This is a genomic window from Natrialba chahannaoensis JCM 10990, assembly GCF_000337135.1.
GTDB lineage: Archaea > Halobacteriota > Halobacteria > Halobacteriales > Natrialbaceae > Natrialba > Natrialba chahannaoensis.
The window spans coordinates 1-25,174 of sequence record NZ_AOIN01000063.1 but is presented as its reverse complement, the minus strand read 5'-3'; the positions used below and the strand labels follow the sequence as shown (position 1 = coordinate 25,174).

Here is a 25,174-nt window from a genome sequence, read left to right as displayed (position 1 = left end):
CGCCGAAGGCGGACACCATCGTCGGCGTCTCTGTTACCTTTACCCATTTTACTACACCGAACCGTGCACCCGAACCGATACCGCTACCGGTGCGCTCATACACCTCCACCCGTTAGCACTCCGTATGGCTGACATCACGCTGTACAATCTCCCCGGCTGTCCGTTCTGTGTCAAGGTTCGCTCGAAACTCGACGAACTCGAACTCGAGTACGACGTGATCGACGTGCCACGGTCGCATGGCGAGCGAACCGAAGTCGAGGAAGTAAGCGGCCAAACGGGTGTGCCGGTCATCACCGACGAAGACCAGGGTATCGAGGGGATGCACGAGAGTGACGATATCGTCGAGTATTTGGAAGAGACGTACGCGTAACCAGCTGTACTGTCGGATTCTCGTCGTTGATCACTGCACGTGAGAGAGTCGTCGCTGTTGTGCAGTTCGACTCTCGTACATTCCCGTCTCGAAAACTGATCCACCGATACGAGTCGCCGTGCTCAGGCCGCTTCCTCGTGCTCCGCACGCTCGCGAATCACGTCCCGAAGCTCGTCTGTATCACGAAGGTTCTCGAGTTCCTCGCGTTCGACGAGCGCCGTGCCGTCGACGGACTCCTGTTTGGCGCGGTCGACAACGTACACCGAACGCGTGCGGGTGACCTGGCCAATCGAACTCATGATACGGGCGCGCTTCTTAGCGGCCTTGGTGAACTCCGAGTGGCCCGTGAGGACGACCTCGCTGTCGTCTTCGTCCTTACTGATGGCCTTGAACGGCGAGCGGATCGTCGGGTGAACGCTGTAGCCGGCCCGTGTGAGGACCGCGACGACCTGTTTGTCGTCGGGATCGGCCTCGGGGTCGTCCGGCGTGTCATCGGTCTCGTGGACATCGTCTGCACCCTCGAGCACATCGACGGGACTCGTCAGCGGTTCGTTGAACAGGTCCTCCAGCGCCATCGCGACTTCGACGGAGGCGTTCATCCCGTCTTCGTACTTCGAGACGGTGCGCCGGGAGACGCCGAGTTCGGTCGCGAGTTGGCCAAGACTCCAGTCGCGATCCTCACGTTCGTCCGCGAGCAGGTCGCCGTCAATGTTGACGTAGAGCCCGCCGGGGGCGGCGTAGATCAGCGGCGGCACGTCCTCGATGAATAGGTTGTACGCGGTGTCGGGACTCAGGACCGGAACGCCGTGACGAAAGTAGACGACATCTGGCTTGAGATCCTCGTCGCGACTGCGCAGACCAAGCACAAGCGGCGTCGCCTGAAGATAGGTACCAAGACGACGCATCTCGTGGCCGGTCGCCTCGTTGAACGCGTCGATGTTACCGTGGATCTTGACGAGCAACAGGTCCTCGCCACGACGCGCGGCGATATCGAAACTCTTCGGGCGGATCGCACACCGGTCACTGACGACGAATCCCGCGTCCTCTAACATCGCGGTCACGTTGCCGACCAGTGCGGAGCGGGACATAGAGTGTTGTAAGTGATTCCTCATACAAGAGCGTTTCCCCGCGATGGCTACCTGCGGTGTCGCGATTGGTGGATGCACCAGCAGAATACTTATATAAGACCTCCAGTACTCGTGTATAATTGTTCGTCCCCCATCGTGCCCTACTTCTGCAGTTACGGTAGACGCAGTCCACTGGAACGGATAGCACACCGAAAGGCGTTACTCACAGCCGTCATAAGACTCGCTGATGACGATCGTCGGGCTCGACGACACGGACTCTCGCAAACACGGGATGTGTACGACCTACGTCGCCGCGCGGGTTGCAAAGCGGCTGCGTCGCGAGGGTGACGCCGCGATCGCTCGCACCCTCCTCGTCCGGCTCAACCCTGCCGTCGAGTACAAAACGCGCGGTAACGCAGCGCTCGCGATCCACACCGACTGCAACCCAGCCCACGCGTTTGAGATTTCACGGGAGGTACTCGAGTCCCTCGCAGAAACGCGCGACGAACGGACCAACCCGGGAGTGGTGGTTGCAGATATCGATCCCGACGCTGGCGACGCACTTCCAGCGTCTGTCGCCCAATTTTCGACGCGCGCGATCCGCGATCACCTTTCACGCGCTGCGGCTGAGTCCCTGATCGACAACTACGGCTACCGATCCTGGTACGCGGGGAACGGCCGTGGGCGAATCGGTGCGCTGGCCGCCATCGGGGCCTGGCGCGCACTCTCCGACTGGACATACGAACAGATCTCCTACCGTGAACCCGAGCGCTGGGGAACGCCGCGCGAGGTCGACCACGACAGCGTCTTCGCGGCCGCAGAATCCGGCTATCCCGGGGTGTGGGACACCGTCGACCGCGGCGAGAACGAAACTGTCTGCGTACCCCACACACCGGGACCAATTCTCCACGGAATCCGTGGCGACGACCCCGAGGCCGTCCGCTGCGTCGCCGCACAGATTGACAGCGAGCCGGTGTACTCGAGTCACCTGTTCGTGACGAATCAAGGAACGGATGTGCATTTACGAGATGTGGCTGTGGGAGCTGACAGTGATTCGGGGACTACTGGGTCGGGTGCCGGTACAACGAGCGCGACCACCCTGCAGGACGGCCGCGCCTACCGACTCGACGCACGAGTTGTCTCCGAGCCGGAGACGCGACGCGGCGGCCACGTCTTCGTCGACGTTGCGCCGGAGGGTGTGGCAGTCGGCGATCCGGATAGCACCGCTAGCTCACCGTCACCCCTCTCCTGTGCCGCCTTCGAACCCACCAAACGCTTTCGCGACCACGTTCGCGCACTGCGACCCGGCGACCACCTCACCGTCTGTGGGGAACTCGCCGGCGGCACGCTCAAACTCGAGAAGGTCGCCATCCGTGACCTCGACACCACCGAACTCGTAACGCCAACCTGTCCCGACTGCGAGCGGACGATGGAGAGCGCCGGCCGCGACCAGGGCTATCGCTGTCGAGACTGTGGAACCGACGCACCCGGAAAGGAACGCACTGAGATCGAGCGGGTACTCGAGTTGGGCTGGTATGAGGTGCCACCGTGTGCACGCAGACACATTGCGAAGCCGCTGGTTCGGGGTGGGTTCGACGGGCCGGTGCATCCGGAACGCTAGGTAGCGGAGGGAGGAGTCAGCGGAATGCGACATAGCTTCTTTGCTCCCGCCCTCGTGCAGCCGCTATGGGACTGTCGACGAGTACGGACCCCAAGCCGCCGGGTGTATTCGCGTTCGAGCTGCTGGCAGCGCTGCTCGTTCCGCCGCTGGTCGGTGGCGTTGGACTCGCAGCGGTGAGTGGGACCGAGAACTTTTTTCCGGGGTTTGGAATCGGACTTCTTGTGGGGATTCTGCTCGTGTCGCTCAGACGAGAGATTCGTGGGGTGCGGGGTGGAGAATGAAGTGGAGAGTGTTGGGTTGGGTTGGGCTGGGTATGTGGTGTAGCGTCGCCACCGCCAACTAACTCACAACGCGCCGAAACCAACCTACGGAACACTCACGCCACGTCGAGCCAGGAACTCGCTGACGGCCTTGATCTCGACCGGACTGCCGATGATTCGACAGTAGCTGTCGCCCTCCGAAACTACTGTAACGGTAAACTCTTCGGTGAGCTGTGGCTCGAGACTCTCGACAGCCTCGGCCGGGAGGACGATTTGCGTACTGTCACGCAGCCGTGTCGGATCTGGCATCTGCTTACGCTTCGATTTTACCCAGCGCTGTTTATCTGTGTCGAAATTCCGTTCGTATTGGTAATACGACAGCGAACAGCGGAGAGGAGGGGAGCCTCGAACGCGGCTCGCCGTTCCCTCGCATGGAAAGGGTTTTTCGGGACGACCGGCTGGGTATAGACAAATGGGGCTCGAGGAGGACATCCAGGAGATCGAGGACGAAATCGCCAACACGCCCTACAACAAGTCGACCGAAGCCCATATCGGTCGGCTGAAGTCCAAGCTCGCCGAGAAAAAAGAGAAGTTCGAGAAGCAACAGTCCGGCTCGGGTGGTGGCGGTGGCTACTCCGTCGAGAAGCACGGCGACGCCACGATCGCGCTGGTCGGCTTCCCGAGCGTTGGGAAGTCGTCGCTGTTGAACTCGATGACCAACGCGGAGAGCGAGACGGGGTCCTACGAGTTCACGACGCTCGACGTGAACCCCGGCATGCTCAGCCACCGTGGGGCGAACATCCAGATGCTGGACGTACCCGGGCTGATCGAAGGCGCAGCAACAGGGCGTGGCGACGGCAAGCAAGTGCTCGCGGTCGTTCGAAATGCCGATCTGATCGTGTACGTGCTGTCGGTGTTCGAAATCGAGCAGTACGACCGCTTGCAGGAGGAGCTGTACGATATCAACATCCGCGTCGACCAGGAGCCGCCGGGCGTGACGGTCCGGCCGAAGATCAAAGACGGGATCAAGATCACCTCGAGCACCGAGCAGGACTTAGACGAGGAGACGATTTCGGACGTTCTCCGCGACCAGGGCTACGTCAACGCCGACCTGAATCTCCAGGAGAACGTCTCTATCGACCGGCTGATCGACGGGCTGATGGACAACCGCGAGTACATCCCCTCGATCACGTGCGTCAACAAAGTCGACCTTATCGAACCCGACTACAAGGAAACGGTCGACGAACAGCTTCGCGAGCGTGATCTCGATCCCGAAGAGGTGACGTTCATCAGCGCCGAAATCGAGAAAGGACTCGAGGCGCTCAAGGATCGGATCTGGAACAATCTCGACCTCATCCGCGTCTACATGGATAAACCCGGTCGCGGCGTCGACTGGGAGGAACCGCTTGTCATCGAGCGCGGGTCGACGGTCGGTGAGGCAATCGCGAAACTCGGCGGAGAGATGGAAGAACGGTTCCGCTTCGCCCGCGTCAGTGGTCCCAGTGCAACCCACGACGAACAGCAGGTCGGCGAGGAACACGTACTCGAGGACGAGGACGTGCTGAAGTTAATTTTGCGCCGCTGACGGAACACTATTGAGTCCCCTCGCATTCAGATTCACAACCAGTATTCGGGTAGCATCGCGACTGAGCAGTTCTTATCGAATGCACACGAGCGGGTGAGTTGCGATAGATAGCATACAGTGGTGTGAGGGATAGACAAGGAACTGGCAATTGTGAATATAATTGGATATGGGACGAAAAGATCGAATGATCAGGGTTATCTACCCTCCTGGCAAATAGTGACGCATGTCGGATTTTGGTGCGATATCACTTGTTCCGCCGCTACTCGCGATCGCACTCGCGATCGTGACACGACGACCGATTCTGTCGTTGTTTGTCGGGATCTGGTCGGGCGGCATCATCGCAACGGGAACCCATGGAATTGGACAAACGTTCGATTGGATTACCGGCTCGATTGGTGATGTATTCCACGCCCAGATCCTGGTCTTCACACTGTTGCTTGGTTCTGGTGTGGCACTCATCTGGCGTCTCGGTGGCGCAACGGCGGTTCGAAACTGGGCGACAGAGCGGCTGCAGACCCAGCGAACCACCGGACTTACCACGTGGATTCTCGGGATGCTCCTGTTCTTCGACGACTACGCAAACACGGCGATCGTCGGCAACACGATGCGCGAAATCTCCGATCAAATGCGGATCTCGCGCGAGAAACTCTCCTATATCGTGGACTCGACTGCCGCGCCGGTCGCAACCATCGGGCTCTCGAGTTGGGTCGCGTTTCAGCTGTCGATGATCGACGAGGGGTACGAGAGCCTCGTCGACGATGATGACCTCGACGTTGCTGCGGGAGACGTCCCAGGCGTCTTCGAAACGTTCGTCGGTTCGATTCCGTTCAACATCTACTCGCTGCTCGCGATCGTGATGGTTGGCGTTATCGTCCTCTCGAGACGCGACTATGGGGAGATGCTTACCGCAGAACACCGTTCATGGCAGACGGGGAAAGTTAACCGGGACGACGCCCAACCGCTGCAGGAGGTCGAAGAGGACCTTCGCGAACCGATCGAGCAAAAGCCGATGCTTCGGACGTTCTTCGCACCGATCGTGACTCTCATTGCGATTACGCTCGCTGGCGCGTTCTGGACGGGATATCAGGACTGGACCGCTAGCCAGGCTGAGGCCGGTGAACCAACGTCTCTCTTTGCGGCTATCGAGGGCGAGAGCTTCCTCGAGATTCTCTCGAGTATTAGTAACATTCTCGTCGACATCGTCGGTGCCGGCGACTTTGCCGCCGCGCTCGTCTGGGGATCGTTCGCCATGGTCGCGACGGCAATCATCATCGGACTCGCGTACGACCTCTTCGATCTCGACGACAGCGTCGAGACGGTGCTCGAAGGGTTTGAACTCATGCTGACCGCAGTGACAGTCCTCATCCTCGCCTGGGCGATCAGTGCCGTTGCGGAGGATCTCGGAACTGGTGACTACGTGGCAGGCGTCGCCGAGGGCGTTATTTCACCTGAACTCCTGCCGATCGTCGTCCTCTTCGTGGCTGCCTTCGTTGCGTTCACGATGGGGTCGTCATGGGCGACGATGGGAATTGTGACACCAATTGCCATCTCGGTTGCTTACAACCTCTCTGGCACCTTCGAACTGATGCCAGTCATCGTCGGCGCGGTGTTCTCCGGTGCCATCTTCGGCGATCACACGTCGCCGATCTCGGACACCTCCGTGCTCTCATCGACGTTTACCGGCGCGGATCTCATCGACCACATCCGAACGCAGATGTACTACGCTGTCACGGTCATGTTCGTCGCCGTCATCTGCTACCTCCTCTACGGCTATCTCTCGGTGCCACCTGTCGTCTTCCTCCCAATTGGCGTCGTCCTCCTCGTCGGACTGGTCTACGCCCTGTCAGAACTCGACGGACTCCGTCGCGGTGTCGACCCGAAGGCCTCGGCCGTCACCCGCGACACCGATGTCAGTTCTGCCCACGGTAACGAGGACTGATCGCCACCTGTAGATCGGCTTCACCACCGATCACACTGCCGATCACCTGACCCCTGACCCCTGACCGCTGAACAGACCGTCGCCTTCGTCATCCTTTTGCTGGCTCCCGGCGTTCGATCGCCTATGGGCGGAACGCTTGACCACGTGATGCTTCGTGTCGCAAATCTCGAGGAGTCACTCGAGTGGTACCAGACGCATCTCGAGTACGAGGAAAAAGATCGCTACGAGGGTGACGGCTTCACCATCGTCTACCTCGGCCCCGAAAACATGCACGAGGACGGTGCGCTACTCGAACTCACCCACAACGAGGGCGAGGACGACCTCAAAGTCGGCGACGCCTGGGGGCACATCGCCGTCCGCGTTCCCGAGGGGGAACTCGAGGACTACTACCAACAGCTTATGGACGAGGGTGTCGAGGACTACCGCGACCCCGAGTCCTGTGGCGGTCGCTACGCGTTCGTGAAGGACCCAGACGGCCACGAGGTCGAAATTGTCCAGCGCGACCCCGACGAGGGTGCGCTCTGGTCGCTCGACCATACGATGGTCCGGGTCGAAGACGCAGACGAAGCGCTTGGCTACTGGACCCGCAAGTTCGAGTACGAACACACTGGCCGCTGGGAGGCGGACACGTTCTCGAACTACTTTATGAAACCCGAGGATGCCGCATCCGAGGAAATGGCACTTGAGCTCACCTACAACTACGACGGCCGGAGCTATGATATGGGCGACGCCTGGGGACACCTCTGCGTTCGCGTCGACGACCTCAAGGAGGACTGGGACCAGTTGCTGACTCGTGAGGCACCGGATTACCGCGATCCCGAGAGCAACGACAACATGTACGCCTTCACGAAGGATCAGGACGGCCACGAGATCGAGCTACTCGAGCGGGACCCGGACGCCGACTCGCTGTTCCCGTTCTAGGCACGAACTAGTCAGACAGAAGTAACGTTACAATCCCGAGCCACTCAGATCGGTACGACATAATAACGCTGCCGGCCGTATTCGGATATTCTTCGACCGAAAGACGTTGCCAGATGATGATATATTCAACAACTTTATGCCGACGCCCAGTCGTAAGTCGTAACGAATGTTGACAGGGTGGCGGTTTCGAATCGGAAGCGTTCTTGGCGTGATCGCGGTGACGATCACTGCCGTGCTCGCTGCAAACCACCCCGTTTTGCAGTCCCTCTTTACGACGTACGTACCGCTGTTCAACCGGCTCGAGGTTACTGTCCTCTCCGGCTCGTCGCTGTACTGGGCGATTGTATTAAGCGTGCTCGCTGTCGTCGGTTGTCTGATCCCATTGTATAAACCCCAGCCACGGCGGACGCTCGACCTGGTGCTTTTCGCCCAGAAACGCGTCGTCGTCGCAATGCTTGCACTCGCGGCACTTGGCTACTTCAAGTGGTCACATCGCCTGCCGCGAGCGACGCTTACGATGATTGCAGGCGTGCTTCTAGTGGCGATTCCGCTGTTGTTCCTTGTTATTCGTCGTCACCCGGGGACGATCGCTTCGCGGACGCTCATCGTCGGTGACGACCTCGGCCAGATCGAACGCGTCGCTCCCGAAATCGATGCGCCGGTGCTTGGCTACCTCTGTCCGTCGACGGTGGCGGCGTTCTCGTTTGACGAACGAACGGTCGACTCTCACCTGCGGACTGACGGTGGGATGGTCGTCGAAGAATCAGCGAATCAGCACACCGGCGACTACGGCCACAGCCACGATCCAAATGGGGACTCATCCGACGGAACAGCTCCAAACGCCGACACACTGCGTCACGATGACCACGGCACCGTCGACTCACTCTCTCGACTCGGCGGCCTCTCACGACTCGAGGACGTGTTGATTGAGTACGACATAGACACTGTCGTCCTTGCCTTCCAGCAACCCGACCGCGCCGAATTCTTCGGCGCACTCGATGCCTGCCACGAACACGGCGTTCGGGCGAAGGTCCACCGCAAGTACGCCGATAGCGTGCTGGTCGCGAACGGTGCTGTCGATACGCTGGTCGATGTCGACCTCGAACCGTGGGACCCGTTCGATCACTTCTTCAAGCGCGTCTTCGACGTCTGCTTTGCCGCCGTCGGGTTGCTCGCGTTCGCACCGCTCATGCTCGTGATCGCACTCGCGATCAAACTCGACAGCGACGGGCCGGTGCTATACAGCCAGCACCGAACCGCTGGCTTCGGTGAGACGTTCCCGATCTACAAGTTCCGAACGATGGTTCCCGAAGGCGAATCCGCGACACCGACCAACGACGAGGACAACGACCGAATCACGCGAATCGGGCGCGTGCTCCGGAAGACACATCTCGACGAACTGCCACAGCTGTGGTCGATCCTGCTCGGCGAAATGAGCGTCGTCGGCCCGCGTGCAGTCTGGACCAGCGAAGAACCGCTGCTCGAACAGGACGTTCCCGCCTGGCGAAAGCGCTGGTTCGTCAAACCAGGACTCACCGGACTCGCCCAGATCAACGACGCAAAGAGCACCGACCCGAATATGAAACTTCGATACGATCTCGAGTACATCCGCAAACAGTCGATCTGGTTCGACTGTACGATTGTGATCCGACAGGTCTGGAAGGTACTCGAGGACGTTAGGCGCTGAGTAGGGGTACAAAATACGCCGAGACGATACCACGATAACCGGATCAGAAAACCTATTCCCTCCCTTCCGTTCTGTCCATCCGAACACATGGCGGAACCGTTCGGCCAGCGCGGTCGCCTGCTCGCAGCCCTGCTCTTGCTCGCCGTTTGCTTCGGGCTCATGGTCTGGGCCGGTGTGTCCCCAGCCGAGCCGATGGAACAACCCGGTCCCGACGAAACCGACGTTCCGCAGGATCGGGCCGCCTATGTCGGCTCCGAGGTCACGCTCGGGGGCGAAGTCGTCAGTACTGATCCCGTTGTCATCGCAACCAGAGCCAGCGGCTACGGCCAGTTCACCGTCGTCGACGCTGAGGATGCACTGGTGAATACGGATGGGGTACTCGAGCCCGGTGACCAGCTATCGGCTCATGGGACACTCGAGGACGAGTCAACGCTGGCTGCAGAACGGACGGTTTCCAGGCAGTCGAGCGAAATGCAGTACATGTACGCGGTGTCGCTGCTCGGTGGGCTATGGGTCGTCGGCCGATTCGCGTGTGGATGGCGATTCGACCGGGCGCGACTGGCGTTCGTGCCGCGGGAGCGTCGGCTGTCGGTGACGGTGTGGCTCTCGAGTCGCTTCTTGGACTGGCTCACGACGCTTCGAGCATTCACACGTGGCGGAGATGGAGGTGAGCACCGTGGCTGATGTGTTGACGCACGTGCTGGCCGGGTACGTGATTGGGACGCTGTTGTCGATGCGCTATGAGTGGATGCGACCGGCACACGTGACGCTGGTGATGATTGGCGCGCTCGTACCCGATTTCGTCAAGATCGAGTTGCTACTCCCGGACCCAGCGGTTTCGTTTCTCCTTGGGATTCCGTTCTCCTGGGCACCGTTGCACACACTGATCGGAACGCTCATCGTCGCACTGCTTGGATCGCTGTTCGTCTCACCGAATCTCCGGCGGCGTGCTTTCGCCCTCATCGTTGTCGGGGTCGTCTCTCATCACATCCTCGATATCGTGCTCGTGACCACGACGGGCTACTCATACGCGGTGTTCTGGCCGCTTTCGGAGTTTCGCTTCCCGGCGGCAGATTTGTTCCTGAGTAGTGACCGATGGCCGGCGCTCGTTGCGGCTACGAGTGCTTTCGTGGTCTGGCTTTTCAGTCGTCATCGGTACGGCTCAAGAGAGCCGTAGACGTGGCTTATGGATACTACGAGCGGGAAAACCCCCGACTTTCTCGTTAGACACCGACCTGATTGTGATCGAAACAGAGACACTCCGATCCGAGGGTCCACTACCCACTACCTACTACCTACTACGCCGCCGTCGATGGGAACCACTCGAGTTCCCCGTAGCGTTGCTCGAGTCGGTCCCAGACGATCACGACCGATGGAAGAACGAGAATCGACGTGAACCAGGCGTAGAAGACGCCGAGTGCGAGTAGCAGGCCGAACTCCATGATCAGCGGGATCAGTGCGAGATACAGCACACCGAGGCCACAGACGGTCGTGAGCATACTACCGGTGAGCGCGCCGCCAGTCCCCTGTACCGTTACGAGCAGCGCTTCGTGGGTGTCCTCACGTTCTTCGTACTCATCGACGAATCGGTGCATCAGGTGGACCGTATAGTCGACGCCGAGTCCGATCGACACCGAGAGGATCGGTGCGTTGATCGGACTGAGTGGAATGTCGAACAGCCGCATCGATCCTGCAAGTAACGCGACGGCGAGTAACACCGGGATAAGGTTAATGACACCGTAGATGGCCCGCCCCTCGAGCCACCAGTACGAGAGCACGAGGAAGATGATCGTCAACACGAACGCGACGAACAGGCTAGTGATCGACGAGTCGGTCGTCTGCTCGATGACGGTCTCGAACAGCACGAGTTGGCCGGTTGCCGTTGCATCGAGTGTCATATCGTTGGCCACCTCGGTCGCCGCAGCGACAGCTTCGTCCTGTTCGGCGTCGACATCGATCTGAATGTCGATTCGCGTAGCGCTTCGGTCGGTCGTCAGGCGGTCTGCGGTCTCGTCCGGAGCGGCGTCGAACAGCGCGTCGTAGACGGCGTCAATCTCACGGTCTGGTATCTCGTCGCCGTTACTGTCGTATCGCGTGACGGTTGCGTCGAACGCCGGATCGGCGGCCGCCTGTGTCTCGATCGTATCGAGGAGACTGTTTGCGTCGGCTTGTCTGCCGTCCGATTCGAAGGCGGCGGGCGGACGCTGTAGCGCCTGGTCGATCTCTCTGAGTGCGTCGTCGTCTCTGAGTCCGGGATCCTCGATATAAACTGTTACCGACCCTTCGAGCCCTTGCTCAAAGTCCTCCTCCATGTGGTCGAGCACCGTCAGGAAGGTGTAGTCGCCTGCCGCGAACGGCTCGGGGAGTGCCTCGTACTGCTCGAGCCGTTCTTCGTCGGGGAAAAAGGCCTCGTCGTCGAACTCGGTGTCGACGCCGGTTCCGTACGCGGCGGCACCCATCCCGATAACGAGCATCGAGACCAGAAAGAGCACGGGTATCACGCGGGCGATATGGACGCCGACCGGCAACACTCGTCCCAAGAATGACTGCTCGCTTCCAAGCGGCGTCGTCCCAAACTCGGGGAACCGGGTCCCCTCACGGAGCCGGTCGAACCCGACCTTCCCCGCTGGCAAGAAGACGCCGAAGATGAGGAAGGTGAAGATGATTCCTGCAGCAGCCACGATACCGAAATCACGGGTCATGTCGCTGAGCAAATTCGCACCGAAGCTGAAGACGGTCGTCAGGGTAACGATGAGCAACGCCGTCGTCAACTGCCCGGTCGTAATCTGCATTGCCTCTCCGATCGGGACACCGGTCGTGCGCTCCTCACGATACCGGTTGATGATGTGAATCCCGAAGTCGATCCCGACGGCGAGCAACAGCGGGAAGACGGTGACCAGCGCGTCCGAGAATGGGATCTGTGCGAATCCCATGAACCCGAACGTCCAGATCATCGTCATCACCAACGCGACGAGTCCGAGACCGAGGTCGATCGGATCACGGTAGGCGACGAGCAGGAAGAACAGAATCAGGATAATCGCTGCCGGGAAGACGACGATCGAGGTGTCGCCGAGCAACTGCAGCGTCTCCTCTTCGAGGATCGCGTCACCGAAGATAACAACGTTGTCGTCGGTGTCGAAGCCGTCGATATCGTTCGCCAGGTCCTGGGTCTCGAACTGCAGGTTCGCGTAGTCACTCGTCTCCGCCATCGGTGGCGTATCGTACGTGACCGCGATCTGTGCGACGTTCGCACTCGCCGACGAGCGAGTGAAGTCCGTGCTGACCGGCAGTCCGCTCGTCTCGTCGGCTGTTGCAATCGCCTCGTCGAGCTGGCGCTGGGAGGCCTTATCGACCGCCCGGTACTGTTCTTCGGGCGTGGTCGCTTCCGGATCGAGCTGCATGGCGACGAGCGAGGCCGGACTGGTACTCGAGACAACCCGAAGGTCGCCGTCGCTCTCGATTCGATCCTGGAACTCGAGCATCCGCAATAGACTCTGCTCTGAAAGGACGTTTCGGTCGTCCGTAATGAACAGCTGTGCCGACGTGCCACCGCTCGACCGTTCACCGCGGTCGAAGTTCTCCTGCATGTCCTCGAACGCCTCGTAGGCCTCTGTGTCTTCGGTGAACTGGTCAGCACCGGCCTCTTGCCCGGCACCACCACCGATTGCACCACCGAGGAAGACACCGGTCAACAGGAGAAACACTGCAACGACGGTCCAGGGCCGATTCGTGATTAGCGGATTGACTCGCCGAGTGAACGGATCATCGCCGCGCGATCCGTCGCCCGAGCCATCTCCCGACCCACCACGGAGCGAGCCGAGCCGATTACTCAGTGTTCCAACGAGGCTTACACCGCTGTCACCGCTCTCCGGTGACGGCGTGTCCGACGCCGTGGCTCCTTGCGTCTCTACCCGCTGATCAGATCGATCCTCACTCATCGCTCTTTGTACTCTCGTCCGACACTGGTTTGCTCACGACAGGTCCTGAAACCGAGTTCATGGCCTGAGACGGTGAGTCGACACATCCGTTCGCTCACGTGCGCCGCCACCAGAAACCGAGCCCAAGACCAACGGCTGTAAGCGCTGCCATCAGGCTGGCCGCAGAGCCGATAAAACTACCATCATCGTCCGACTCGACGGCCTCGACATCAATTGGATGCTGGTAGACGTCCGAAATCGTCGTGTCACCGCGCTCGGTCTCGTACTCGAAGTCGAGTTCGACCGGATGCGTCTCGGCTGGCGTATCAGCAGCCGCTGCCACGTCGAACGTCATCGTTGCCGACTCACCGGGTGCGAGTTCCGGAACGAACGCCTCGTCGTTGCTCGTTTGTAGCGGGCTATCGGTGTACAGTTTCGCGTCAATATTCGACAGCGTCTGCTGGCGTTCGTTGGTAATCACAAGCTCGAACGGGGTTTGTTCGCCCTGTGGGACAGTGATCCCGTCGTCTGTCAGGCTAAATTCGTCCTGCTGAGGGTCGACGAAGACGCGCTCTGAAATCGGACCGTTCTCGAGTGTGGCGTCACCGCTGCCGGTGTACTCGACGGAGAATCGAAGCTGGCGCGGCCCTTCGTCGGCCTGTCCACTCACGTCAGTTGGGTAGCGGAACGTCGTCGTTTCACCGGCGTCGAGTTCTGGCAGCGCGTAGCGCGTATCCTCGATGAACAACGATTCGCTCATCGGCTCGACGATCAGCACTGCGTCGTCGACTGCCCGCGGTCCGTCGTTCGTGAGCTTACCGGTAATCTCGCCATCGTAGCCGACAGCGAGCGTGTCCTCGAGGTTGTCGATCGAGAACGATTGGCTGGCACCGACTGGAATACCGATCGTTTCTGGTCCCGATTCCCGTTCGATGCCATTTTCATCTTGGTAGATGAACGATGCTTCAAGGGGCTTGGTCCCTTCACTAGCAGTATCTTCTACAGTAACCTCGAAATGGACAGTCGCTGATTCATCCGGATAAAGCGTTCCAAGATATTCCTCGCTCGTCCCGCTACCGACTAATACGTCATCCGTGGCGGAAATCGTTGTACGAGATTGATTGAGCGTTTCTTCACCGGTGTTCAGCACCTCTACGGTAGCTGTTCCAGTTCCACCTGGTTCAACATCTGCTTTCGCATTCTTGACTACCAATGGTGATCCGTCGGTGACGACCACTGTGACATCATGAGATTCTGTAACTTCTTCTTGCCGGACGATGTTTGTATGGTCTGAAACCAGCGAATCATACGAGTAGCTCGTTTCAACAGTTATATCATAGCTTCCAGGTTCAACATCGCTTGGAACCGCGATTTCAGCGGTAGCGGATGACATCGCTCCGTCTTGAACCGTACCGATAGCCGTTTCTCCTGATTTCACATCAAACGGACCGGAATCTGCTACGTCAACGGAAACAGAGCGTGCTGTGAGCACCCTGTCCCCTTGTGTTCCGCGGGAAAGGTCTCCATCGTTCTGAACCTGAAATTCTACAGTGGTTTCACTACCTGCCTCGACTTCGTTATTCGCCAAGTAAACATCGAGATCCGGGTCACCTTGCGTTGCTTCCCCAGGACTTGGTGACTGGATCTGATCAACAGCGCCAGTTGTTGCACTAATGGTCACAATCAGACAGAGAGCACAAAAGCCGAGAAGAATTTGCTTCCATGTCATACTACCCATTATATCCCTCAATTTCAATACAAATAGTGTGAAGCTTCTTAGCAAATACTGTTCGGTTCATCTGTTAACTAACTCGTTTACATTCACAGTCAATAACTATTTTGATTGACTGTTCAGTCAGGTGCGTTGGGTATCGTATTATTACAAACGTAAACTCATCTCACAGGGACGTTCACTCCAGAAACCGCTGCTGAACGTTCCCCGTCGGCATCATACACTGGTCTTTCTTGCCAAACAGACGGTACCGGTTGGCCGCGACGAGATCGTACACCCAGTCGCGAATCCGTCGTGGCACAAACCGGAACGGACGGAGCAGCGCGTAAATGCCCCCCAGAATCGACGCAATTCGGATGACTGCGGCCGACTTGACGTAACAGTCGTCGCCCTCGATAAGGACGATGGACTCGAGTTCGTCCGTCGGCAGTCCGTGCTCGGCGAGCAGTTCCGTCGCGACGTCAGACTGGAGCGAGGCGAAGTAGAACTGTTCGTCGGTGTCCCGTGGGACGAGAAACTGGACGAAGCCGTTACAGAGGTTGCAGACGCCGTCGAAGAGGACGATAGGGCTGTCGTCCGGGGGCTTCGTCTCGGGCGTGTCAGGGCTCATTCGGGGCAGTATATTGGCATGGTCGACAGTTCAGGGTTTCGGTGGGGATCGACATGCAGTGTTGAAAGCCGGGCTGAGCGGGTCGGAAACGCGACTACCGCCAGATGCGTCAACGCTTGTCCACGGAGACGAGGGGAGTGAACGATTGACGGTGAAACGAACATTTCACCGTGCAACAAACTTATGCCAATTTAGACGAGAGTCGCGATTACCGAACCCCCTCCGACGATGTCTCAGCGCCAGCCCCAGTCCACCTTACAGCCTTCGCCCTCCCACAATCAACGGTCAGACGCGTCGTCTTCATCACCGTCCGCTGCCACGACCGGACGAGATCGACTCGACCGCGGACTCGAGTGGATCGGCAGCGCGCTCCAGCGTCGATTTGCGATCGACCGGCGTGCGCTTGCAGCGTTTCGAATCACGCTTGGGCTCTTGCTCCTCGTCGACCTCGCGATGCGAGCACGGCAACTCGACTTGTTCTATACTGACGCGGGTGTGCTCCCGCTCGCGGCGTTGTTTTCGGATTACTCGTCGGTCTACTCGCTGCACGCGCTTTCGGGATCTGCGTGGGTCCAAGGTCTCTTGTTCCTGATTGCGGGTCTGTTCGCGTTCGCGCTGATCCTCGGCTATCGCACCCGCTTCGTGACCATCGTCTCGTGGCTCTTGCTGGTCTCCTTGCACATCCGCAACCCGATGGTGCTCAACGGCGGCGACATCCTGCTTCGCCTGTTGCTTCTCTGGAGCGTCTTCCTCCCGCTTGGTTCGCGCTGGTCCGTCGACGCGCGTCGCTTCGACACCCCGCGGCGCGGTGAGACGACGCTTGCGACGATTGGAACGATTGCAATTCTTGTCCAGGTACTCCTGATGTACGTCACCAACGCCATCCACAAAACCAGAAGCGACCCGTGGATGGGTGGCGATGCGGTCGTCCACATCTTCCAGGCCGACCACCTGACTATCTTGCTCGGGAACACCCTCGCGGACGCCACGGCACTGCTTGAACTCTTTACGTACGCGTGGATGGTCATGATCGTCATCTCACCGCTCTTGCTCCTCCTGACGGGGATCCCGCGAGCACTGCTCGCCACTGGGTTCGTCGGGATGCACCTCGGCATGCTGGTTACCCTACGGATCGACCTCTTCCCGCTGATCGTCGTCGCCGGTCTGCTCCTGTTCTACCCGCCAATTATCTGGGACTGGGCCGAGCGGCTGGCCCAGCGGATCGGTCTCGCCTCACCACTTCGGGGTGTACTCGAGTGGTGCCAGACGACGTTGCCAGTTGTGCCGTTTCGGGTTCCGGGGACTGGCGGGGCGGAGCCGGTACGGACCGATGGAGCCGGTACTGGTGAGGATGATGGTGATGCTGATGGAGATGAGAGTGAAAACGAGGGCGAAAACAAGAACAAGAGCGAGAGCGAGTCTGAAAATCACGACGAGACTGGCGCTGCACACGATGATGAGACAGCCAGTAGTGATCCGAAGCCACAACCTGACACCGACCTGCTCGCCACCGCCATCGGCTACGGCCGATTAGTCGCCGTAACGGTCATTCCGTGGCTGCTGCTCGTCCTCGTCATCCTCTCGAACGCCGAAGCCGTCGATTACACCGAAGTCCCCGACCCAGGCGATCAGGTGCTCGATACGCTGCAGGCAGATCAGAGCTGGCGGATGTTCGCACCGAATCCGACCTCGACAGCTCAGTGGTTTGTCGTCCCCGGTGAACTTGCCGATGGCTCCGAAGTCGACGCACTCCATGGTGGTGAGGTCGACTGGGACAGACCACCGAACGTCGACGAAACCTACGACACCTCCAGAGAGCGCAAGTACCTCTCGAACATGCGCTTTGCGGGCAACGAGAACCACCACTCGTACTTCGCGAACCACCTCTGTGGGCGCTGGAATAGCGACGACTCGAGTCCAGACCTTGACTCGCTGACGGTCTACGGCATGTCCGATCGCTCGGGGCCGTACGAGGACGAACCCGACATCTCAGAGATTGAGATCATCGAATACGACTGCTCGGGCGAGTTCATTCAGGACGACGATGGCGAGCCGGACGTTACGATTTTGTCCTGACCTCGTTCGGATGTCGGTTGTCGGTTGTCGGCCACTTTCATAGGGGCTGCCGTTCAACTGGTAGTTCCGGCGTATGGCTCGATTCACAGTGAGCGAACTACACGACCGGTGCAGGAGCGAAACGGTCGTCAGTGATGACTTTTGGCAGCGAGCAGCAGACGCTGGTGGCGGTGCATTCGGCTATGGTGACGACATCGTACACGAGCAAACGAAACTCGTCTGCGTGGGTGACGTACTCGTCGTCGGTGAATGGACGTTCGACGTCGTCGCGGCGAAGAAACACGAGTCGGGTGGCTACACGCACTGGATTGCGCTGCGAGATGACGGTTCCGATGACTGAGACCGTTCCTATAGTAGCCACTGAAAGTCAGTGCACACCCAATCGCACGAAGGCTATGCGATTGGTGTGTAAACAGTTTCAGTTGTTACTATAGCTAAGTGCTCTGTATCGTCACTGGCACGAGTGCAGTGTTTATGGATCACCCTGAACACCGCAGCCGTCCCAGAACGTGACCTTGCAGTCGCAAGAAGGATCAGCGACCGTGGTACTCGAGTTCGATCCAAACAATCCGGGACGATTCGGTTCGGTTCAGTCGTCAGCCGCTGCGGCTTCAGTTTCCGACGCAGACTCCGCGCGTTCGAGGTCCTCAAGGTACTCGTCGACATCGAGTGCGGCCTTCGAGCCCATGCCGGCCGCGGTGACGGCCTGCTGGTAGTGGTAGTCGACGACGTCGCCGGCACCGAAGATCCCGGGCACGTCGGTCTCGGTCTGACCGCCGCCGTCCCCGCCTTGCGTGCGGAGGTAGCCCTCGTCGTCCATCGTTACGCCGGTTCCCTCGAGATACTCCGTGTTCGGCGTGTGGCCGATGGCGAGGAAGACGGCACCGACATCGAACTCGAACTCGTTGGTCTCGGGATCGTCAAGCCGGTCGGTCGGATGGCCCTGGTCGTTTTCGACGAGCGTGACGTGGTCGACGCCGCCTTCCTGGGAACCGTGTACCTCGACCAGTTCGGTGTTTTTCATAATCGTGATTTCGCCCTCCTCAACCTTTTCGTGGACCCGGTCGATCCAGTAATCCTCCGCGCGGAACTCCTCGCGGCGGTGGGCGATGTAGACGGTGTCGGCGAACTTCGTGAGGAAGGTGGCTTCCTCCATGGCGGCGTCACCGCCGCCGACGACGAGCATGTCTTCGTCGCGGAAGAACGCGCCGTCACACGTTGCACAGGTTGAGAGGCCGTAGCCCATCAGGTCGTCCTCGCCGGGAACGCCGAGCGTTCGGGCGCTGGCACCAGAGGCGGCGATGACGGCGTCTGCGGTGTAGACGTCGCCGTTCGTGAGTTCGACGCGGAACGGGCGCTGGTCGGCCTCGACGGTGTCGACGATACCGTTTTTCAGTTCGGCACCGAACTGCTTGGCCTGCTCTTTCATGTTGTTGACCAGCTCTGGGCCGCTGATTCCCTCCGGGAAGCCGGGATAGTTCGCGACATCCGTGGTGAGGGTGAGCTGGCCGCCGGGTTCGTCGCCCTCGATTACGAGCGGATCGTTGTTCGACCGGCCCGCGTAGATTGCGGCGGTGAGGCCAGCAATACCCGTGCCGGCGATGATGAGCGGGCGGTGTTCGACGTTGCCGTCGCCGTCACCGTCGCTATCGTTCTCGTCCGCGATGTCGAGTTTCTCGTCGAGCTCACCGGTCTCGTTACGCGCGCTGGTATCGTCCCAGCCGCCGATCAGTTCGTCGTCGATGAACACTTCTGGTGCAGTCTTGCGGCCGTCGGCGCGCTCGACCATCTCCTCGAACAACTCGTCGTCGCCCGTCACGTTGTACTCCTCGTACTCGATTCCCTTGCTGTCGAAGAGGTCCTTCGCCTTCTCGCAGTAGGGACAGTCCGTCTTCGTGTAGATTTCGACGCGAGGCTGGTCGCTCATCTGTCTGTCCCTTGGTAGGGAAACGGCGCGTAAACCCCTTGCGTTCCCAGCAACAGGCTGCTATGTGTCACTATTGGCCATCCGGTTTTGCTGGCGGCCGGCGACGCACTTACGGCGCTCTCCGAGAAGGAACCAGTATGGCTGCGGATCTCGCCGAAAAGACGGACCGTTACGAAGGATTACTTGCAGAGGCACTCGAAGAGGCCACGGTCGCGCCGCGGGAGGGAACCCCGATGGCCGAGGCGGCAGCGGACTGCTACGGGATGGCAGAGTCCTACCTCACGGATGGCCGCCACTTCCGTGACCAGGACGACCTCGTGAACGCGCTGGCGTCGTTCTCCTACGGCCACGCCTGGCTCGACGCAGGGGCGCGTATCGGGTTGTTCGACGTGCCGACGGAGGGGCATCTGTTCACGGTCGAGTAATCGGCTCACAACCGATCACTCGAGGCCGAGACGCTGCGAAATTCAGGTATCAGGGAACGCGAACCGTGTGCTCGAGTACCCCTACGCCTTCGACTTCGATTTCGACTTCGTCACCATCGTTCAGCGCGCCGACGCCGTCCGGCGTGCCGGTCGCGATCACGTCGCCCGGTTCGAGCGTCATGTAGGTCGTAATCTCGGCGATCAGTTCCGGAATCGGGAAGATGAGTTGCTCGCGGTGGCCGTCCTGGCGAAGTTCGCCGTTGACGCGCGTCTGCACGCTGGCGTCGGCTGGCACCTCGTCCGGCGTCGCGAGCACCGGACCGAGCGGGGCGGCACCGTCGAAGGCCTTGCCGCGGATCCAGTTCTGTTCTTGGCGCTGGTCGTCGCGGTTCGAGATGTCGTTCATGCAGGTAAAGCCCTCGACAACGTCCATCGCGTCGGCCTCGGGGACGTGGCGACACTGCTCGCCGATGACGACGGCGAGTTCGGCCTCGTGGTCGATTCGCTCCTTGCCGGCGGGAACGGTGACCGTGTCGCCGTGACCCGCGAGCGCGTTCGGCGGCTTCAGAAAGAGCAGCGGCCGGTCCGGCACGTCGGATCCCATTTCGTCGGCGTGATCGGCATAGTTGCGGCCGATACAGACAATTTTCGATGGCTCACACGGTGGTAGCACGTCGATCTCGTCGCTGTCGAGACTGTAGCTTTCGTTTGCGAAGTGAACGTGACCGCTCTCGAGTGTCCCTCGGCGAGTTGCCCCTGCCGGGTCGCGGAATCGGACGTATCTCATGGCGGAGGGGTTGGGACGATGAGGCAAAAACGTTGAGGTGGCGGCGGGGTTCGCGACGGGACGGAGTGATCCAGTCGACGACGATTACAGCGGTTGTGAGGGGGATTTGCACGACTTTACACGTACTGTGAGAGTTCGTCGTAGGCCTCTCGGGCCGCCCGATCGGGTTCATCGGGATAGGTGTAGAGTTCCAGCGTCGCGAACCCGTCGTAGCCGATGTCGTCCAGCGCGTCGAAGATGGCCCGGAAATCAAGATCGCCCTCGCCCGGAATGCGGTGGTAGTGTTTCCCCCGGCTGCCGCCGACGATGTCCTCGAGATGGACACCAGTAATCGAGCCAGCGCTGCGGTGGATGCTCTCGACCACGTCCTCGCCGTAGACCGCTGCGTGACCTACGTCGAGGTTGACGCCGAGACTATCGCGGCCAATCTCGTCAATCAGTGTGAGAACTTCGTCGGTATTCTCGATCAGGAGTTCGGGTTCGAACTCGATCCCGATGTCCACGCCGCGAGGCTCGGCGTAGTCGAGAATTTCGTGGAGCGAGTCGTGAAGGTACTCGCGGGCCTCCTCGGGGAGTGTTCCGGGGAGCGGGCGACCGGTTGCGAGACAGATGGCGGGTGCACCGACAGTCTTGGCGAGATCGATGGCGCGCTTTGTGTAGTCGACACGCCACGCGCGGGCCTCGTCGTCCGCCTGGATAATGCTCGGTTCGAAGAAGGACGAGGGCGGAGCATCGTCGTAGTATCCCGTCGCAGTGTTGGCGTTGATGTTCGAGACGGCGAGCCCGGTGTCCTCGAGTGCGACCGTGAGTTCGTCGCGGACGTCATCGTCGAACTCGGGGAAGTAGGCGTGTGGCTCGTCCCCGAGGAGTTCGACACTGGTGTAGCCGTGGTCGGCGATGCGCCGGACGGCCTCGGGAAGTGGGTAACGCGTGTACGCGTTCGTCGAGAAGGCGAGGTCGACCATGACGGTGGTACACCAACCCGTCACTAATGGATTTGTGCGGGGTATGCAGGGCGCACGACGCATCTCGACCTAATTGTCGGTTAGTATGTGAAACGAACGACAAGTGAAGGTTGTCCACGGAACGGTTTGCCCGGTTTAAGCCCGTGCCTGACGCGAGCCACGAGCGGGCGAGTCCGCGGGCACACGGTAACGCTACTGAGCACCGGTTTTCCCGGTGGGAACACTGTAGGCAGCGAGACAGCGACGACACATTGCCAGCGACACTGACGGATCGCGCCTCCGCGGCCAACGGAAGTGGTTCCGAACTGTCGTTCGGTGATGTTCGATGGTGTGACCGAAAGTCCGCTTCCAGCTTGCCAGACGACTCACTACCTTCGATAACCATGTCTTTGAACGAGAGCGAACCCGAATCCGAATCCGGGCCAGAATCCGAATCGACACACACAACAACCACGTCAGAAACCGATCGTGAACGGACCACCAACGGGTCCCGTTCAGCCACAGCCACAGCCACAGAGTCCGAGTCGGCCAGCGCAACTGCACTCGAGTTGACCGGCCAATCGAGACGCACGCTCCTGCAGGCGCTAGCAGCAACTGGGTCCGCGGCGGCGCTGGGGTCGGTTGTGAGTGCACAAGATGACGATACTGATGATGACGAGGTGGTGGACGACGAGACAGCTGTCGACGCCGAACTCGAGGACATTCCGGTGGCCGGCGAGTTCCCGGAAGGCGAGCAGGTCGGCTTGCAGAAGGTCGCGGAGGGACTCGCGGCACCAACAGATCTCGATTACTTCGAGTGGAACGGCGAGGTGTACACGGTCATTGTCACGCAGACTGGCCAGGTCTACGTGACTGATCTGGTAGATGAAGAGGATGCGGTCGAGGACGACGAAGAGGACGTCGTGAACGACGAAAACGACATGGAGGTCGACGACGAGGATACCACAGTTGATGACGAAACCAACGATGACGCTGCTACCGAAGATCCAGACGACACCGACCCAGGAGACACCTTCGAGGGCGGCACCGAATTCGTCTTCAACGGCGTCATCCCTGGCTGGTTCGGCCTGGAACCCGCAGAGATCGACAACATGGAGAACCCGACACTCGAGTTGGTCGCCGGCGAGACCTATACGTTCACGTGGGAGAACGGCGACGGGCAGCCCCACAACGTTGTTATCCTCGATGAGACGGATACTATCCTCGAACGCACGGAGATCATCTCCGAGCAGGGCGAGACGCAGTCACTCGAGTTCGAGGCGACGCCGGAGATGGACCGCTATATTTGTGAGGTGCATCCGGGGACGATGGTTGGGCGGATGCAGGTCGAAGACCCCGACGAAGACGAGGTGGACGTCGAGGACCCCGACGAGGACGAGGCGCTGACACCGGATCAGATGGACCTGCTGCTGGACATTGAGGACCAGATCGTCAGCCTCGGGCTCGGTGAACTCGGTGACTACGACGAGCGGGGCCTGCTCGGCATCGCGTTCCATCCAGAGTTCGACGAGAACGGCCGGTTCTACGTCCGGTATAGCGCGCCCGAGCGGGTGGGGCTCGGCTACGATCACACCGACGTACTCGCGGAGTTCCAGGTCGACGACGACCTCTCGGTCGACCGCGAGAGCGAGCGGACGATCATGGAGATTCAGCAGCCACAGGACAACCACAACGGTGGGCGGCTGGCGTTCGGCCCCGACGGCTACCTCTACACGTCGGTCGGCGACGGCGGCAACGTCCACGACATCGGCATCGGCCACGTCGAGGACTGGTACCCCGAGAACGAGGGCGGCAACGGCCAGGATACGCGCGAGAACCTGCTCGGTGGGATCCACCGCATCGATGTCGACGCCGACGAGGATCAAATGTACGGCGAGTACGGCATCCCAGACGACAACCCGCTGGTCGGCGCGGAGGGCGAACTCGAGGAGTACTACGCCTGGGGCTTCCGGAACCCGTGGGGAATGTCGATCGACGACGACGGGCAGCTGTTCGTCGCCGACGCGGGCCAGCACTTCATCGAATCGGTCTACGATGTCGAGGAAGGCGGCAACTACAGCTGGAACGTCAAGGAGGGCTCGCTCTGTTTCAGCACGGAGACGCCGCTCGATCCGCCAGCCGAGTGTCCCGACGAGGTCGGTGAGGACGCTGGCGAGGCCCGCGCCGGCGAACCACTGCGCGACCCGATCGCGGAGTACCAGCACCGGCGCGTCTCGGATGCCTTCATCGACAGTTCGGTGGTCGTCGGCGGCCACCGCTACGCCGGCGAGGCCATCCCCGAACTCGAGGGGACGTTCGTCTTCGGCAACTGGAGCAGTCTCGGCGTGGCCGAGGCGGACGGTGAGGTGCTTGTTGCGACTGAGCCGGGAACGGCTGACGACGAGGTGGCTGACGACGATGACGTCGTCAACGAGAACGACGACACTGTTGACGAGACGCCGGAAGAGGACGATACCGACGAGAACGGCCTCGATGAGAACGGTGTCGACGAGAACGACACCGATACCGATACCGACACCGACAACGGCGACGACCTCGTCGAGGTCGACGAACGCTGGGAACTCACCGAACTCCAGTTCGAGGGCGCGGAGGACGACTCACTGAATCGCTACGTCTACTCCGTCGAGCGCGACCACGAGGGCGAGCTGTACGTCCTCGCGAACACCGACTTCCGGCCGTTCCCCGAAACCGGAGAGATCTACAAGATCGTTCCGGCTGACGAGGGCGAAGACGTTCCCGAACCCGAAGACGCCTACGTCGTGACGGACGAGAACGGAGAAGAAGAGGAGGCCGAAGCAGCTGAAGATCCCGACGCAGAAGCCGGTGAGGCAGACACCGACGACTGACGGCTACAAGCTTTCGAACCTTCCACATCTTCTACACCTCCACATCTACTCCCGACGCTGATTTTCCATATCGAGACTACTCGCGACTACTGGGACTACCGAGACTACGTCACGTCAAACACCCGTGACAGCCCCACCGCCGGCACGAGAAACACAGCGACAGCGATCCCCCACCAGACCCCAGCGACCGCTGCGAAGGCCGCATCTAGCAGGACGAGGCCGAGCACGCAGGCACCCACCGCAGGCCCCACCGTTTCCGGAACCGGGTCCGCGTATGCCGCCCGAAGCGGCCTGCCCACCCACCAGCAAAAGAGCACAGCGAAGCCGAGTGCGAGGGTGGACTCGAGTACCCCCGTTCCCACGCTTACGATCACCCAGCCGAGTACGAGGAGTGCGGCGAGCGCACCCGCGCCGGCGACAGCGATCGCGGGGCGATTCT

21 protein-coding genes and 1 pseudogene are annotated in these 25,174 nt (G+C 60.3%); 13 read left to right on the top strand and 9 right to left on the bottom strand.

The features are described from left to right. Positions 1-124: 124 nt before the first annotated feature. Positions 125-370 (top strand): glutaredoxin family protein, encoded by a 246-nt coding sequence (locus tag C482_RS11500; RefSeq protein WP_006167796.1) that lies wholly within the window; start codon positions 125-127, stop codon positions 368-370. A 122-nt stretch (positions 371-492) separates the two neighbouring features. Here C482_RS11500 and C482_RS11495 read toward each other — a convergent pair whose 3' ends face one another. Then, positions 493-1,458, bottom strand: a complete 966-nt coding sequence (locus C482_RS11495; RefSeq protein WP_006167795.1) for a transcriptional regulator — start codon at positions 1,456-1,458, stop codon at positions 493-495. Between the two features lie 226 nt (positions 1,459-1,684). On the opposite strand from C482_RS11495, the gene C482_RS11490 reads away from it, so the two are divergent. Together C482_RS11490 and C482_RS11485 are read left to right on the top strand one after the other, a co-directional pair. Then, a complete protein-coding gene (locus C482_RS11490; RefSeq protein ID WP_006167794.1) occupies positions 1,685-3,058 on the top strand; it encodes a tRNA(Ile)(2)-agmatinylcytidine synthase in 1,374 nt (457 codons plus the stop codon). Positions 3,059-3,123: 65 nt separating this feature from the next. Then, entirely contained in the window at positions 3,124-3,339 is a 216-nt protein-coding gene (locus C482_RS11485) for a hypothetical protein (protein ID WP_006167793.1), read from the top strand. 84 nt (positions 3,340-3,423) lie between these two features. Here C482_RS11485 and C482_RS11480 read toward each other — a convergent pair whose 3' ends face one another. Continuing rightward, positions 3,424-3,627, bottom strand: a complete 204-nt coding sequence (locus tag C482_RS11480; RefSeq protein WP_006167792.1) for a VNG_1110C family protein — start codon at positions 3,625-3,627, stop codon at positions 3,424-3,426. A gap of 163 nt (positions 3,628-3,790) precedes the next feature. Here C482_RS11480 and C482_RS11475 point away from each other — a divergent pair, with 163 nt between their 5' ends. The 6 genes from C482_RS11475 (at position 3,791) to C482_RS11450 (ending at position 10,627) form a co-directional block, all read left to right on the top strand. Further along, complete coding sequence (locus tag C482_RS11475) at positions 3,791-4,903, top strand: OBG GTPase family GTP-binding protein (protein ID WP_006167791.1); 1,113 nt, start codon at positions 3,791-3,793, stop codon at positions 4,901-4,903. Between the two features lie 223 nt (positions 4,904-5,126). Next, positions 5,127-6,842: a Na+/H+ antiporter NhaC family protein gene (locus C482_RS11470; protein WP_006167790.1), complete on the top strand. Its 1,716-nt coding sequence runs from the start codon at positions 5,127-5,129 to the stop codon at positions 6,840-6,842. Positions 6,843-6,965: 123 nt separating this feature from the next. After that, a complete protein-coding gene (locus C482_RS11465; protein WP_006167789.1) occupies positions 6,966-7,763 on the top strand; it encodes a VOC family protein in 798 nt (265 codons plus the stop codon). Between the two features lie 166 nt (positions 7,764-7,929). Continuing rightward, the gene (locus C482_RS11460; protein ID WP_006167788.1) at positions 7,930-9,450 is read left to right on the top strand and encodes a sugar transferase; all 1,521 of its coding nucleotides are present in this window, start codon (positions 7,930-7,932) and stop codon (positions 9,448-9,450) included. An 87-nt stretch (positions 9,451-9,537) separates the two neighbouring features. Further along, positions 9,538-10,134 carry a hypothetical protein gene (locus C482_RS11455; protein ID WP_006167787.1) on the top strand — a complete coding sequence of 199 codons (597 nt, stop codon included), beginning with the start codon at positions 9,538-9,540 and terminating at the stop codon, positions 10,132-10,134. Then, the gene (locus tag C482_RS11450) at positions 10,112-10,627 is read left to right on the top strand and encodes a metal-dependent hydrolase (protein ID WP_006167786.1); all 516 of its coding nucleotides are present in this window, start codon (positions 10,112-10,114) and stop codon (positions 10,625-10,627) included. The genes C482_RS11455 and C482_RS11450 overlap by 23 nt, the downstream gene beginning before the upstream one ends. A gap of 121 nt (positions 10,628-10,748) precedes the next feature. Here the strand turns inward: C482_RS11450 and C482_RS11445 are convergent, their stop codons facing one another. From C482_RS11445 to C482_RS11435, 3 genes are all read right to left on the bottom strand, one after another. Then, positions 10,749-13,388, bottom strand: coding sequence for an efflux RND transporter permease subunit (locus tag C482_RS11445; RefSeq protein WP_006167785.1), 2,640 nt, complete (start codon positions 13,386-13,388; stop codon positions 10,749-10,751). A 94-nt stretch (positions 13,389-13,482) separates the two neighbouring features. Beyond that, positions 13,483-14,580 carry a COG1361 S-layer family protein gene (locus C482_RS11440; RefSeq protein WP_338043521.1) on the bottom strand — a complete coding sequence of 366 codons (1,098 nt, stop codon included), beginning with the start codon at positions 14,578-14,580 and terminating at the stop codon, positions 13,483-13,485. Between the two features lie 697 nt (positions 14,581-15,277). After that, positions 15,278-15,709 (bottom strand): thiol-disulfide oxidoreductase DCC family protein, encoded by a 432-nt coding sequence (locus C482_RS11435; protein WP_006167783.1) that lies wholly within the window; start codon positions 15,707-15,709, stop codon positions 15,278-15,280. 228 nt (positions 15,710-15,937) lie between these two features. Here C482_RS11435 and C482_RS11430 point away from each other — a divergent pair, with 228 nt between their 5' ends. Together C482_RS11430 and C482_RS11425 are read left to right on the top strand one after the other, a co-directional pair. Further along, positions 15,938-17,785 (top strand): HTTM domain-containing protein, encoded by a 1,848-nt coding sequence (locus tag C482_RS11430; protein ID WP_006167782.1) that lies wholly within the window; start codon positions 15,938-15,940, stop codon positions 17,783-17,785. Positions 17,786-17,858: 73 nt separating this feature from the next. Next, complete coding sequence (locus C482_RS11425) at positions 17,859-18,125, top strand: hypothetical protein (protein ID WP_006167781.1); 267 nt, start codon at positions 17,859-17,861, stop codon at positions 18,123-18,125. A gap of 249 nt (positions 18,126-18,374) precedes the next feature. Here C482_RS11425 and C482_RS11420 read toward each other — a convergent pair whose 3' ends face one another. Further along, positions 18,375-19,712, bottom strand: coding sequence for an FAD-dependent oxidoreductase (locus tag C482_RS11420; protein ID WP_006167780.1), 1,338 nt, complete (start codon positions 19,710-19,712; stop codon positions 18,375-18,377). Positions 19,713-19,849: 137 nt separating this feature from the next. Between C482_RS11420 and C482_RS11415 the strand changes: the two genes are divergently transcribed. Further along, on the top strand, positions 19,850-20,137 hold the full coding sequence (locus C482_RS11415; RefSeq protein ID WP_004216553.1) for a DUF357 domain-containing protein: 288 nt from the start codon (positions 19,850-19,852) through the stop codon (positions 20,135-20,137). A 49-nt stretch (positions 20,138-20,186) separates the two neighbouring features. Here the strand turns inward: C482_RS11415 and C482_RS11410 are convergent, their stop codons facing one another. Beyond that, complete coding sequence (locus C482_RS11410) at positions 20,187-20,924, bottom strand: fumarylacetoacetate hydrolase family protein (RefSeq protein WP_006167779.1); 738 nt, start codon at positions 20,922-20,924, stop codon at positions 20,187-20,189. A 116-nt stretch (positions 20,925-21,040) separates the two neighbouring features. After that, positions 21,041-21,889, bottom strand: a complete 849-nt coding sequence (locus tag C482_RS11405; RefSeq protein ID WP_006167778.1) for a sugar phosphate isomerase/epimerase family protein — start codon at positions 21,887-21,889, stop codon at positions 21,041-21,043. A gap of 383 nt (positions 21,890-22,272) precedes the next feature. On the opposite strand from C482_RS11405, the gene C482_RS11400 reads away from it, so the two are divergent. After that, a complete protein-coding gene (locus C482_RS11400) occupies positions 22,273-24,735 on the top strand; it encodes a PQQ-dependent sugar dehydrogenase (protein ID WP_006167777.1) in 2,463 nt (820 codons plus the stop codon). Positions 24,736-24,839: 104 nt separating this feature from the next. On the opposite strand, the pseudogene C482_RS11395 reads toward C482_RS11400, so the two are convergent. Then, positions 24,840-25,174: pseudogene (locus tag C482_RS11395) on the bottom strand (UbiA family prenyltransferase); the annotation flags it as partial.